Source organism: Streptomyces sp. SAI-127 (assembly GCF_029894425.1).
Taxonomy (GTDB): domain Bacteria; phylum Actinomycetota; class Actinomycetes; order Streptomycetales; family Streptomycetaceae; genus Streptomyces.
This window is the reverse complement of sequence record NZ_JARXYJ010000001.1, coordinates 7714393-7727820: the sequence shown is the minus strand read 5'-3', so window position 1 is coordinate 7727820 and position 13428 is coordinate 7714393. Positions and strand designations below refer to the sequence as shown.

At 71.6% G+C, this 13428-nt stretch carries 12 protein-coding genes; 7 read left to right on the top strand and 5 right to left on the bottom strand.

What is annotated here, in order from left to right; translation table 11 throughout:
- Positions 1 to 347: 347 nt before the first annotated feature.
- A complete protein-coding gene (locus tag M2157_RS35510) occupies positions 348 to 1079 on the bottom strand; it encodes a VIT1/CCC1 transporter family protein (RefSeq protein ID WP_280856968.1) in 732 nt (243 codons plus the stop codon).
- Between the two features lie 274 nt (positions 1080 to 1353).
- Here M2157_RS35510 and M2157_RS35505 point away from each other — a divergent pair, with 274 nt between their 5' ends.
- The 7 genes from M2157_RS35505 to M2157_RS35475 are packed head-to-tail and all read left to right on the top strand — an operon-like array spanning position 1354 to position 9192.
- A complete protein-coding gene (locus M2157_RS35505) occupies positions 1354 to 2454 on the top strand; it encodes an ADP-ribosylglycohydrolase family protein (protein ID WP_280856969.1) in 1101 nt (366 codons plus the stop codon).
- The gene (locus M2157_RS35500) at positions 2451 to 3767 is read left to right on the top strand and encodes an ADP-ribosylglycohydrolase family protein (protein ID WP_280867261.1); all 1317 of its coding nucleotides are present in this window, start codon (positions 2451 to 2453) and stop codon (positions 3765 to 3767) included. The genes M2157_RS35505 and M2157_RS35500 overlap by 4 nt, the downstream gene beginning before the upstream one ends.
- A gap of 8 nt (positions 3768 to 3775) precedes the next feature.
- On the top strand, positions 3776 to 4942 hold the full coding sequence (locus tag M2157_RS35495) for an ADP-ribosylglycohydrolase family protein (protein WP_280856971.1): 1167 nt from the start codon (positions 3776 to 3778) through the stop codon (positions 4940 to 4942).
- Positions 4930 to 6288, top strand: coding sequence for an ADP-ribosylglycohydrolase family protein (locus M2157_RS35490; protein WP_280867260.1), 1359 nt, complete (start codon positions 4930 to 4932; stop codon positions 6286 to 6288). The genes M2157_RS35495 and M2157_RS35490 overlap by 13 nt, the downstream gene beginning before the upstream one ends.
- Positions 6285 to 7178 (top strand): ribokinase, encoded by an 894-nt coding sequence (gene rbsK, locus M2157_RS35485; protein ID WP_280856973.1) that lies wholly within the window; start codon positions 6285 to 6287, stop codon positions 7176 to 7178. Before M2157_RS35490 ends, rbsK begins: the two co-directional genes overlap by 4 nt.
- Positions 7175 to 8365 carry a CoA transferase gene (locus M2157_RS35480; RefSeq protein ID WP_280856974.1) on the top strand — a complete coding sequence of 397 codons (1191 nt, stop codon included), beginning with the start codon at positions 7175 to 7177 and terminating at the stop codon, positions 8363 to 8365. Before rbsK ends, M2157_RS35480 begins: the two co-directional genes overlap by 4 nt.
- Positions 8362 to 9192, top strand: coding sequence for a CoA ester lyase (locus tag M2157_RS35475; RefSeq protein ID WP_280867259.1), 831 nt, complete (start codon positions 8362 to 8364; stop codon positions 9190 to 9192). The genes M2157_RS35480 and M2157_RS35475 overlap by 4 nt, the downstream gene beginning before the upstream one ends.
- Before the next feature lie 57 nt (positions 9193 to 9249).
- Here M2157_RS35475 and lgt read toward each other — a convergent pair whose 3' ends face one another.
- The 4 genes from lgt to trpB form a co-directional block, all read right to left on the bottom strand.
- Entirely contained in the window at positions 9250 to 10200 is a 951-nt protein-coding gene (lgt, locus tag M2157_RS35470; RefSeq protein WP_280867258.1) for a prolipoprotein diacylglyceryl transferase, read from the bottom strand.
- A 115-nt stretch (positions 10201 to 10315) separates the two neighbouring features.
- Complete coding sequence (locus M2157_RS35465; RefSeq protein WP_280856977.1) at positions 10316 to 11083, bottom strand: thioredoxin domain-containing protein; 768 nt, start codon at positions 11081 to 11083, stop codon at positions 10316 to 10318.
- A gap of 103 nt (positions 11084 to 11186) precedes the next feature.
- Positions 11187 to 12011 (bottom strand): tryptophan synthase subunit alpha, encoded by an 825-nt coding sequence (gene trpA / locus M2157_RS35460; RefSeq protein WP_280867257.1) that lies wholly within the window; start codon positions 12009 to 12011, stop codon positions 11187 to 11189.
- Positions 12008 to 13294, bottom strand: a complete 1287-nt coding sequence (trpB, locus tag M2157_RS35455) for a tryptophan synthase subunit beta (protein ID WP_280856979.1) — start codon at positions 13292 to 13294, stop codon at positions 12008 to 12010. Before trpB ends, trpA begins: the two co-directional genes overlap by 4 nt.
- Positions 13295 to 13428: the final 134 nt, after the last annotated feature.

The following is a 13428-nucleotide window of genomic DNA, read 5'->3' as shown; positions in this document are numbered from 1 at the left end:
CAGCTTGCCGAGGGACGACGTTGGCCCTCTGCGTAAGTGCAAAATTTCGTGCAGGTTACATGATGGAGCGGATCTCGGGAACCGGATACTCCGTTCCAACATGCGGACGCCACGCGGTGCGAGGGGGGTGTCGCACACGTGGCTTGAAGTATGTGGGGACCGAGCCGGACCGATCGGTCAGATCGTCGTCCGTCGGCCCAGGGGCGGCGAAGGCGTCGTCGCCGACCCCGCGTGTGCGCCGCAAGCGTCATTGCCCGCAGCGCTTACGGCTCATGCCCAGTGGTTAAGCATTCGAAACCAGTGAGTAACGGCTACTTATGCGGCCCATCGCATAAGTAGCAGCCGACCTATCCTACGGCCGTTCCGAACAAACTGCCCAGGGCGTACGTCACACCGGCCGCCGCACCTCCCAGAGCGAGCTGCCGGAGTCCGCTGTACCACCAGGTCCGCGCGGTCACCCTGGCCACCACGGCACCGCACGCGAACAGCCCGACGAGAGCGAGCAGCAGGGCGGGCCACAGAACGGTCGCACCGAGCAGATACGGCAGTACGGGCAGCAGGGCGCCCAGGGCGAAGGACCCGAAGCTGGACACGGCGGCGACGAGCGGCGAGGGCAGGTCACTCGGGTCGATCCCCAGCTCCTCACGGGCGTGGATCTCCAGGGCCTGCTCGGGATCCCTCGACAACTGGCGCGCGACCTCGCGCGCCAGCTCGGGCTCGACACCCCGCCCCTCGTACAGGGCCGCGAGTTCGGCCTCCTCGTCCTGGGGGTGCTTGCGCAGCTCCCGGCGCTCCACATCCAGCTCGGCCTCGACGAGCTCGCGCTGGGAGGCGACGGAGGTGTACTCACCGGCGGCCATGGAGAAGGCACCGGCGGCGAGTCCCGCGAGTCCGGTCAGCACGATGGTGTTCTGACCGACGGACCCGCCGGCGACTCCGGTCATCAACGCGAGGTTGGAGACCAGTCCGTCCATGGCACCGAAGACGGCGGGCCTGAGCCAGCCGCCGTTCACATCCCGGTGCGTGTGGTTGTCCCGGTGCGCCTCGTGCAGTGGCGCCTCGATGTCGATGATGGCCATTCCGGTCCCCCAGGGAAGCTAAGCCAAAGCTAACTTTGGACAAGTTCTAAGTCTTAACAACGCACAGACTACGACGGTCCATTCCCGCCCGCCAGCAAGGAAAGGCTCGGCTAACCTGCGGCTTTACCTTCGAATGCGCAGACGATCAGAGCACCGCTCAGATGTCGACCGGGTGATGCTGAGGCCTCGGAGGCTCAGGTCAACCGCCGATGGTGGGACACATGCGCAAAGGGTTCCGCGCCCCATGAGGAACCCCCTCTGGGAGAGGCCGCGTATGGCATCGATCGCCTGCATTCCCCCGGTCCCGGCGCCCGAGGACGCCGCCGGACTCCGCGAGCGGGCCCGCGGCGCCCTGCTGGGCCTGGCGGTCGGGGACGCCCTGGGAGCCCCCGCCGAGAACATGAAGCCGTCGGAGATCCGCGCCCGCTGGGGCCGTATCGAGGGCTATGTGCTGGACGAGCCGGCCGGCACGGACGACACCGAGTACACGATCTTCTCCGGCCTGCTCCTCGCCCGGCACGGCTCCGCCCTCACGCCGTCCCATGTGGAGGCGGCCTGGCACGAGTGGATCGCGGACCGCGACGAGGGCCCGTTCCGGGGCGCGGGCTTCAGCGAGCGCGGCACGCTGGAGAACCTGCGCCGCGGCCTGGCGGCCCCCATCTCGGCCCAGCACCGCCACGCCTGGAGTGACGGCCTGGCCATGCGGGCGGCCCCCTTCGGGGTCTTCGCGGCGGGCCGCCCCGCGGAGGCGGCCCGCCTGGTGGCGATCGACGGTTCGGTGAGCCACGACGGCGAGGGCATCTACGGCGGCCAGGCGGTGGCGGCGGGAGTGGCGGCGGCGATGGCGGGTGCCCCCACCGTCGCCGTCGTCGCGTCCGCGCTGGCGGTGATCCCCGACGACAGCTGGACGGCCCGGTCCCTGCGCCGGGCCGTGGCCGTGGCGCACCGGGGCGAGAGGGCGGTCCGCTCCGCGGTGGTGATCGGCGGCTACCCGTGGACCGACCTGGCCCCGGAGGCGGTGGCCCTGGCCTTCGGCGCGTACGCGGCCGCCGACGGCGACTTCCGCGAGGCGGTCCTGACGGCGGTGAACATGGGGAGGGACGCGGACACGACGGCGGCGGTGGCGGGGGCCCTGGCGGGAGCGACGAGGGGCGCGTCGGCGATCCCGGCCGAGTGGGCCTCGGCGATCGGCCCGGCGAGAGGCAGCTGCCTCCCCTCCATGGCGGGCCATCACGTACTGGACGTGGCGGAGTTGCTGGTGGCGGGCGAGGACGAGAAGTGGTCCCCGACCGGCCTCACCCGGCAACCCTGGCCACCTCAGGACCCGGACGCCTTCACGCTGGTGGCGGACGGCGACGCAGGGGCGGACCAATGAGGCCGCCGGGCCCTTGGTGGGAAGCCCCGGGCCCCACGCCCACGCGGAACGGCTACGCCGAACCCACTCTCACGGCGAAGCCGCCCCAACCCGCGGCCGCCGACGGCGAGTTCGCCCCACAGGGGCCACCGGCACCCGACCACGAAAGCTGCACGGGTGGTGCGGGTGGGAACCCAAAGGCCGAAGGCGAAGCCGAGGCTGGGCAGAGAGTCCAGGGCCTCCTCCTCGGCCTGGCCGCAGGCGACGCCGCCGGCTGGCCCGCCGCCCGCCACAGAGCCGCCCGCATGCCCGACTGGACCCGCCGCCTCACCCGCGAACTCGACACCTTCGCCGAGCAGAACGCCACCACCACCCTCCCCGTCCCCATCGCCCTCAACCAACCCCCCGAGCCCCTCCGCCTCGGCCCCTCCGACGACGCCGAATGGGCGGCCTTCACCGCGGAAGCCCTCCTCAAGGCGGGCGACGGCACCACCCACGGCGACCTGACAAGAGAACGCCGTACGAGAGCCGCCATCGACCTCACCTGGAACGCCCTCGCCGCCGAAGTGGCCGCCGCGGCACATCGCGCCCCCGAGATCGAGTCCGCCGTCCTCCCCCTCCGCGCCCGTATCTCCGTAAGAGCGGGACTCGGCAACCTCGCCACCGGACTGCGTCCACCCGCCACCGGCCACGACAACCCGCACTACTTCGACGACGCGGCCTGCATCCGAGCCTGCGTCCTCGCCGTCGCCCACCCCGGCAGCCCCCGACTCGCCGCGGACCTGGCCGAGTTCGACGCCCGCTACACCCAGGACGGAGACGGCGTACACGGAGCACGAGCGATGGCCGCGGCCGTCTCCCTGGCCCTGATCGGCGCCCCCGTCCAGGCCTGCGTGGCGGCCGCCCTCACCGAACTCCCCGAGGAGACGGAGATCGGCCGCAACGCCCGCCACGCCCTGCACCTCGCCCGGTCCGCCGACACCGCCTTCGCCCTGATCCCCGCCCTGGAACACGAGATCGTCGACCACGTCTACAGCTACGGCATCGCCGCCGCCGAAACCGTCCCCGTGGCCCTGGCCCTGGCCCGCGCCGCACAGGGCCGTATCGCCGAGGCGATCCCCGCCGCGGCCTGCCTCTCCCGAGTCGCCGACTCGGCCCCCGCCCTGGTGGGCGCGTTGACCGGGGCGCTGGGCGGCGCCGGCGCGATCCCCGCCGCCTGGCGGAAGACCTGCCGGAAGCTCTCCGGCTGCGCCCTGCCCCGCCTCACCGGCACGGACCTCGTAGAACTCGCCGAACTCCTGGAAGCCGCACAACCGCCCCTCCCAGGAGGATGATTCCGGGCATGACGCCCAAAAACTCAGAAATCAGCCTTGAGGACCGGATCACCGGAGCCCTCGTGGGCGCGGCGGTGGGCGACGCCCTCGGCGGGCCCGTCGAGGGCTATTCCCCCGACCAGATCCTCGAACGTCACGCCGGCCGCGTCCACGGCATCGTCGGCCCCTGGAACGGCGACGCCTGGCGCACCGCCCGCCCCATCGCCCCGTACCACAAGGGCGACGGCCACGTCACCGACGACACCTTGATGACCCACGCCCTGATCAGGGTCTACGACCGGGTCCGCGACCACCTCGACGCCTACGCGATCGCCGACCACCTGGTCCCCGACCTGATGACGAACCCGCGCTGGATCCCGGAACTGGAGGCAACCGCGCTCCCCCTCCAGCGGATCTTCCTCGCCGAGAAATGGCTGGTCACCCGCCTCCACTACGGCCATGTCGACCCCCGAGAGGCGGGCGTCGGCAACATCGTCAACTGCGGCGCGGCGATGTACATGGCGCCCGTAGGCCTGGTCAACGCGGCCAACCCCCAGGCCGCCTACACCGAGGCCCTGGACATCGCGGGCGCCCACCAGTCGTCGTACGGCCGGGAGGCGGCGGGAGTCTTCGCGGCGGCGGTCGCGGCAGCGGCGACACCGGACGCGACACCGGACTCCGTGGTGACGACCTGCCTCTCCCTGGCGAAGGACGGCACCCGCACCGCGATCGAGCAGGTCTGCGAAGTGGCCACCCATCACACGGACTTCGAGTCGGCACTGCTCCCGCTGCGGAAGGCGATCGCGCCCTACGACACGGTCGGCCCCGACTACCGCGCCCCCTCCCTCGGCGCCCGCCGCCCCTCCCGCCTCCACACGATCGAGGAACTCCCCATCGCCCTCGCCATGTTGCTCGTGGCCGGAGGCGACTACCGCCGAGCGGTCCTCGGCGCGGTGAACTACGGCAGGGACTGCGACTCGATCGCCACGATGGCCGGCGCCCTCGCCGGGGCCCTGGGCTCCCCCGTTCCGGACGACTGGTCCAAGACGGTCTCGGAAGCAAGCCGCCTGGACCTGTGGGAACCGGCTACAGCGCTGACAGCCGTGACCCGGGAGATCTTCGACAGGGACGTGACCCAGCGCAGGACCCACGAGGCGGCCTTCGCGGCACTCGGAGGCCCGAGATGCTCCGACTGACCTGGGTCCAGCCGGAAGACCTCATCGGCCACGAACTCCGCCAGGCGGCCCAGGACGGCAGGGAGCCGTCGGCGATCGCGGCGAGGTGGAGAGCGGCTGGAGGCAAGGCGGCGCCGACACGGGCGGGCGCCTCCGCCGAACCCGCGTCCAGGTACCTGCGGCAACTGGCGGAGGACCTGCTGGACGAACTGGCGGATCTCCCCAGCGCGTTGGCGGACCACGAGCCCACGGACCTCGCGACGATCAAGGCCCGCTGCCGGGCGTGGCCGTCCCCCACCCCCGCGGCACCCCCCACGCAGGCCGGTCTGGAAGCGGCCTGGCTGGGCCGAGCAGTGGGCTGCCTCCTGGGCAAACCGGTGGAGAAGCTCCCCCTGGAAGCCATCCGCCAACTCGCCGGATCAACCGGCAACTGGCCCCTCGACACCTACTTCACGGCCAAGGGAGTCCCGGCGGACCTCCTCGCCGCCCATCCCTGGAACCGCCGCTCGGCAACCACCTCCCTCGCCGAGAACATCGACGGCATGCCCGAGGACGACGACCTCAACTACCCCCTTCTGAACCTCCTGTTGCTGCAACGCCACGGCAAGCGCTTCACCACCGTGGACGTGGCCGAACTCTGGCTGGCCGAGTTGCCCGCCGGACGCACCTTCACCGCCGAACGCATCGCCTACCGCAACCTCCTCCAGGGCCTGGAACCCCCCAGAACGGCCCGCCACCGCAACCCCTTCCGCGAATGGATCGGGGCCCTCATCCGCGCCGACGTCCACGGCTGGACCAACCCCGGCGACCCGGCCGCCGCAGCCGAACAGGCCCACCGGGACGCCACCCTCACCCACACCGCGAACGGCGTCTACGCGGCGATGTTCACAGCAGCGGTGATCGCCCGGGCGACGACGACCCCCGACATCCACACCTGCCTGCGCACCGGCCTCACCGTGATCCCCCCGAACTCCCGCCTGGCGAAGGCGATCACCCACGCCGTCCGACTGGCCGAGCGGCACGACGACTTCGACAAGGTCGTGGACGAACTCCACGCCACCCACGCCGCCACCCACCACTGGGTCCACTCGATCCCCAACACCGCGCTGATCGCCGCCGCCCTCACCCACGCGGACGGCGACTTCACCGGCTCCGTCTGCAGAGCGGTCAGCGGCGGCTGGGACACCGACTCCAACGGCGCCACCGCGGGCAGCATCGCCGCTCTCCTGGCCGGCGCCCCCGACAACCTCCCCGACCGCTGGACCACCCCCCTCAAGAACCGTCTGGCCACCTCCGTCGCCGACTTCAACGGCACCGGCTTCGACACCCTGGCCCACCTCACCCACCGGGAGGCTGCTCGCCCATGACCCACATCGCCGTGCTCGGCAGCACGAACATGGACCTGGTCACCTACGTCGAAAAGGCACCCCAACGAGGAGAAACCGTCACCGGCAGAGACTTCCGTACGATCCCCGGCGGCAAGGGCGCCAACCAGGCGATCGCCGCGGCCCGCGCCGGCGCCACCGTCTCGATGATCGGCGCGGTAGGCAACGACGGCTTCGGCACCCGGCTGCGCTCCACCCTGGAGCACTCCGGCGTGACCACCGACCACCTGCGCACCATCGAGGGCCCCTCCGGCACCGCGCACATCGTCGTGGACGACGAGGGCGGCAACGCGATCGTCGTCATCCCCGGCGCGAACGGCACCGTCGACCACCTCGCCCCCGGCGACGAGGGCCTGATCGCCTCCGCCGACGCCCTGCTCCTCCAGCTGGAGATCCCCCTGGCAGCGGTCCTCGCGGGCGCGCAGACGGCCCGCGCCCACGGCGTCCGTACGATCCTCACACCCGCCCCCGCCCAGCCCCTCCCACCCGAACTCCTCGCCACCACCGACCTGTTGGTTCCCAACGAGCACGAGGCGGCCACCCTCACCGGCCGCAGTGACCCGTTCGCCGCGGGCGCCGCGCTCCTGGACCGGGTCCCGCGCGTGGTGATCACCCTGGGCGCGGCGGGCAGCGTGTACCTGACCCGGGACGCCGAACCCCTCGCCGTCCCCGCCCCGCAGGTCACCGCGGTGGACTCCACGGGTGCCGGCGACACCTACGTGGGCGCCCTCGCCGTCGCCCTCGGCGAGGAACGGCCGATCCGGGAGGCGATGACCTGGGCCGCTGCGGCGGCCGCGCTCTCCGTCCAGCGGGAAGGCGCCTCGGCGTCGATGCCCTACCGATCCGAGATCGAGGCCCGGTACACGTCATGACACACGCACCTCTCACCGGCCTCCGCGTTCTCGACCTGGCCACCCTGTTCGCGGGCCCGATGGCGGCCACGATGCTCGGCGACTTCGGCGCGGAGGTCGTCAAGATCGAGCACCCCACGAAGCCGGACCCCTCCCGTGGCCACGGCCCCTCGAAGGACGGCATCGGCCTGTGGTGGAAGGTCCTGGGCCGCAACAAACGCACGATCACGATCGACCTCTCGAAGCGGGGCGGTCGCGCCACCTTCCTGCGCCTGGCCGAAACGGCGGACGTGGTCATCGAGAACTTCCGCCCCGGCACCCTGGAGAAGTGGGACCTCGGCTGGCCGGAGCTCTCCGCCGTCAACCCCCGCCTGGTCCTCACCCGGGTCACCGGCTTCGGTCAGTTCGGCCCGTACGCCCACCGCCCCGGCTTCGGCACCCTCGCCGAGGCGATGAGCGGCTTCGCGGCGATCACCGGCGAACCGGACGCGCCCCCGGTCCTGCCGCCCTTCGGCCTGGCCGACTCCATCGCGGGCCTGGCCACGGCGTACGCGGTGATGACGGCGCTCGCGGCCCGCGACCGCACCGGCGAGGGCCAGGTCGTCGACATGGCGATCATCGAACCGATCCTGACGGTCCTCGGCCCGCAGCCGACCTGGTACGACCAGCTCGGCCTCGTCCAGGAACGCACCGGCAACCGCTCCGCCAACAACGCCCCGCGCAACACCTACCGCACGGCGGACGGCACCTGGGTCGCCGTCTCCACCTCGGCCCAGTCGATCGCGGAACGCGTGATGCACCTGGTGGGCCGCCCGGAGCTGATCGACGAGCCATGGTTCGCGACCGGCGCCCAGCGGGCCGCCCACGCCGACGTCCTCGACCGGGCGGTCGCCTCCTGGATCGCCGAACGCACCCGCACCGAGGTCCTCGCGGCCTTCGAGAAGGCGGAGGCCGCGGTCGCCCCGATCCAGGACATCCGGGACGTGATGGCCGACCCGCAGTACCAGGCCCTCGACACCGTCACCACGGTCGACGACCCCGAGCTCGGCCCCCTGCGCATGCAGAACGTCCTCTTCCGGCTCTCCTCGACCCCTGGCACGATCCGCTGGGCGGGCCGCCCGCACGGCGCGGACACCGATGAGATCCTGACGGAACTGGGCCTGACCGAGGCCGAGTTGACGGCCCTGCGCACGGAGGGCGCGCTGTGAGACCGTACCCGCTCACCTGGCTCTACGTCCCCGGCGACCGCCCGGCGACCGTCACCAAGGCCCTCGCCTCCGGCGCCGACGTCGTGGTCGTCGACCTGGAGGACGCGGTGGCCCCCGACCGCAAGCGGTACGCCCGCGAGGCGACGGCCGAACGTCTCACCGACCCGCAGCCCGTCCCGGTGCACGTCCGGGTGAACGCCCTGGACAGCCCCCAGGCGGCAGCGGACCTGGCAGCGATCGCCGCCCTCCCGGGCATCTCCGGCCTGCGCCTGCCCAAGGTCACCGCCCCCGACCAGATCACCCACGTCGCGCAGACGACAGCCTGGGCAGAAGGAGGCGCCCCACCCCTGTACGCCCTCCTGGAGTCGGCCCTGGGCATCGAGCGCGCCTACGCCATCGCCACCGCCCACCCGGCTCTGCGCGGCATCGCCCTCGGTGAGGCGGACCTGCGAGCCGACCTCGGCGTACGACACGACAGGGGCCTGGACTGGTCCCGCTCGCGAGTGATCGTGGCGGCACGAGCGGCGTCCCTCCCTCCCCCGCCCCAGTCGGTCCACCCCGACATCCGGGACCTGGAGGGCCTCGAAGCGTCCTGCGCCCACGGCCGCGCCCTGGGCTTCCTGGGCCGAGCAGCCGTCCATCCCCGTCAACTCCCGGTGATCGAGCGCGTCTATCTCCCCACAGCGGAGGAAATCGAGCAGGCGGAGACGGTCCTCAAAGCGGCGGAAGCCCACCGGGGGGCCCTGGCCCTTCCGAACGGCACCTTCATCGACGCGGCGGTGGTGACCCAGGCCCACCGCACGCTCTCCCTCGCCCACCGCCGCTGACACACGACGAGGGCGCCCCGACAACTCGGGGCGCCCTCGTCGACGTACAACCGACCGTCAGGTCTTCTTCGCCGACTCGGCCTCGTCGGTCACCTCACGGGAGTCGGCCTCGGCCTCACCGGAGTCGGCCGTCTCCGCCTTCTCGGCACCGTCGGCCTTCTCACCCTCTTCGGCCACACCGTCGGCGGCGTCGGCACCCGGCTCGACCACTTCCTCGCGGCCGGGCCGCTTCTTCGCCGACAGCACGAAGTACGTCACCGCGAGCACGAACACGACGATCGCGGTCCAGACGTTGAGCCGGACCCCGAGGATGTGGTGGGCGTCGTCGATACGCATGTACTCGATCCAGCCGCGCCCCGTGCAGTACGCGGCGACGTACAGCGCGAAGGCCCGTCCGTGTCCCAGCTTGAAGCGGCGGTCGGCCCAGATGACGAGGAGCGCGACGCCGACGCACCACAGCGACTCGTACAGGAACGTCGGGTGGTAGTAGCCCGGCACCCGGCCGTCCGTGGAGGACGTGATGTGCAGGGCCCACGGCAGGTCGGTCGGCTTGCCGTACAGCTCCTGGTTGAACCAGTTGCCCCAGCGGCCGATCGCCTGTGCGAGGGCGATACCGGGGGCGAGGGCGTCGGCCCAGGCGGGCAGCGGGATGCCCCGGCGCCGGCAGCCGATCCACGCGCCCACCGCGCCGAGCGCGATCGCACCCCAGATGCCGAGGCCACCCTCCCAGATCTTGAAGGCGTCCACCCAGTCACGGCCCTCGCTGAAGTACAGCTCGTAGTCCGTGATCACGTGGTAGAGGCGGCCGCCGAGCAGTCCGAACGGCACGGCCCAGACCGCGATGTCGGCCACCGTGCCGACCCGTCCGCCGCGGGCGATCCAGCGTTTGTTGCCGAGCCAGACGGCAACGAAGACACCGATGATGATGCAGAACGCATAGCCACGCAGCGGGATGGGACCGAGGTGAATCACCCCGCGCGACGGGCTGGGAATGTAGGCAAGTTCCATGGCAGGGTCGACGCTACCCTGCCGGGCCGGGCCCACGGCAGGCGGCCCGGCAACGGGTCCATAACAGGCGGGTGAGAGAACCCGCCCGCCGGCTTACGCCCTGTCGGCCTCTCCTTCACCCCTTGGCAGCGGCCTCCACCTGCTGCTTCAGCTTCGCCGGCGTCATCGTCCGGTCCTGGTAGATGTTCTTGCCGTCGAGCAGCACGGTCGGGGTGCCGGAGAACCCGCCGTTGCGGAAGGCGGCCGCGGACTTGTCCACCCAGGTGTTGTGGGTGCCCTTCTCGACACAGGTGCGGAACGCGGGGGTGTCGAGTCCGTCGACCTTCTTGGCCAGTTCGAGGAGTTTCCCGTTCTCGGCGTAGTCGTCGCTGGTCTCCTCGGGCTGGTTCTCGTAGAGCACGTCGTGGTACGCCGGGAACTTCCCGGCGTCCTGGGCGCAGGCCGCGGCATTGGCCGCGTTCCGGGAGCCGGTGCCGCCCATGTTGCCGTCGATGATCGTCGCCAGGTGGTACTCGACCTTGAGCTTGCCGGACCCGGTGAGCTCGTGGATCGCCGGACTGTACGCCGCCTCGAAGGCCTTGCAGGCCGGGCAGCGGAAGTCCTCCCAGACGACGAGCGTCGACCTGGCGCCCTCCTTGCCGACCGGCACGGCGAGGCTGTCCTGGCCGTTGGCCCCCGAGGGTGCCACGACCGGGCCCGAGGACTTCTCCTTGCCGGAATTCGCCGCGATGACGCCGATCACCGCCGCGAGACCCAGGACGCACACCACACTCGCGCCCACGATCAGCACCCGGCGCCGCTTGTCCGCGGTCTTCTGCTTCGCGCGCTCGTCCGCCAGCCGCTCCCGGGCGGTGCGCTTTCCCTCACGGTTCTTCTCGCTCACACCCGCAGAACGAACCGGGGAGGCGCACCGCGCCTCCCCGGTCCCAGGACCACCCCTTCGAGTGACCGAAAATCTCACTGCGCCATGACGGGCCGCGGCTGGGTCACGCCTGTCGGCGCACGCCCTTCGCCAGCTCGCCCGCGAGTGCGCGGACACCCTCCACACCGGCCTTGTCGTCCGGCGCGTCGAGCATCCGCTTCACGAAGGCCGAGCCGACGATCACACCGTCGGCGAAGCCGGCCACCTCGGCGGCCTGCGCGGCGTTGGAGACGCCGAGCCCGACGCAGACCGGCAGGTCGGCGCCGGCACCGGCGACCCGGGTCCGTTCGACCAGGTCCTGGGCCTGCGCCCCGACCGACTCACGGGTACCGGTGACGCCCATCAGCGAGGCGGCGTAGACGAATCCGCTGCCGGCCGCGGTGATCTCGGCGAGCCGCGCGTCCTTGCTGCTGGGCGCGACCACGAAGACCGTGGCGAGCGCGTGCTTCTCCGCGTGCTCCCTCCACAGCGCCGACTCCTGCACCGGCAGGTCGGGCAGGATGCAGCCCGCGCCGCCCGCCTCGGCGAGCTCGGCCGTGAAGCGCTCGACGCCGTAGCGGTCGATGGGGTTCCAGTACGTCATCACGAGCACCGGCTTCCCGGTGGCCTCGTAGGTCTCCTTGACCGTCCGCATGACGTCCGCGATCTTGACGCCGCCGCGCAGGGCGATGTCGTCGGCGGTCTGGATGACGGGGCCGTCGAGGACGGGGTCGCTGTGCGGCAGGCCCACCTCGACGACATCGGCACCGCCGTCGAACGCGGCCTTGATCGCCTCGATCCCGCCGTCCACGGTCGGGAACCCGGCCGGGAGGTAGGCGATGAGCGCGGCGCGGCCCTCGGCCCTGGCACCGGCGAGGGTGTCGGACAGCAGCTGAATGTTCCCGCTCACTTGGCGTCCCCCTCGATCTCGGCGGTGTCGGCGTCCTGGTCGGCGGCGACCTGGGCGTCGGTGTCGTACAGGTCGAAGTACCGGGCGGCCGTGTCCATGTCCTTGTCGCCGCGGCCGGACAGATTGACGACGATCAGTCCGTCCTTGCCGAGCTCCTTGCCGACCTCCAGGGCACCGGCCAGCGCGTGGGCGCTCTCGATGGCCGGGATGATGCCCTCGGTGCGCGAGAGCAGGCGCAGGGCCTGCATCGCCGCGTCGTCGGTGACCGCGCGGTACTCGCCGCGGCCGCTGTCCTTGAGGTAGGAGTGCTCGGGGCCGATGCCCGGGTAGTCCAGACCGGCCGAGATGGAGTACGGCTCGGTGATCTGGCCCTCCTCGTCCTGGAGGACGTAGGAACGGGAGCCGTGCAGGATGCCGGGCTCGCCCGCGGTGAGGGTCGCCGCGTGTTCGCCGGTCTCCACCCCGTGCCCGGCGGGCTCGCACCCGATGAGGCGTACGTCGGTGTCCGGGATGAAGGCGTGGAACAGACCGATGGCGTTCGAACCGCCGCCGACGCAGGCGATGGCCGCGTCGGGGAGACGGCCTGCGCGCTCCAGGAGCTGGCGGCGGGCCTCGACGCCGATCACGCGGTGGAAGTCGCGGACCATGGCCGGGAAGGGGTGCGGTCCCGCGACCGTGCCGAACAGGTAGTGCGTGTGGTCGACGTTGGCGACCCAGTCGCGGAAGGCCTCGTTGATCGCGTCCTTGAGCGTGCGGCTGCCGGACTTCACGGCGATGACCTCGGCGCCGAGCATGCGCATCCGGGCCACGTTCAGGGCCTGGCGCTGGGTGTCGATCTCGCCCATGTAGATGGTGCATTCGAGACCGAACAGCGCGCAGGCGGTGGCCGTGGCGACGCCGTGCTGGCCGGCGCCCGTCTCCGCGATCACTCGGGTCTTGCCCATGCGCCTGGTGAGCAGGGCCTGGCCGAGGACGTTGTTGATCTTGTGGGAGCCGGTGTGGTTGAGGTCTTCCCGCTTCAGGAAGATCCGGGCGCCGCCCGCCTCCGCGGCGAATCGGGGCACCTCGGTGAGCGAACTCGGGCGGCCGGTGTAGTTGACCAGCAGGTCGTCGAGCTCGCGGGCGAACTCGGGGTCGTGCTTGGCCTTGTCGTACTCGACGGCGACCTCGTCCACGGCGGCGACGAGGGCCTCCGGGATGAACTTGCCGCCGAACGCGCCGAAGTAGCCCTCGGCGCTGGGGATCTGACCCTCGGGGTCGGGGATGAAGAACTCGCTGGGCATGGCAATACCTCACGGTGAGTGCGTTGAAAAGACACTATTCGCCGTGGGGGCGGGGTTTGTCCGACGACGAAAGGTCGTCTGTGGCTTGTCGCGCAGTTCCCCGCGCCCCTATAGGGCGCGCTGCCATCGACGGC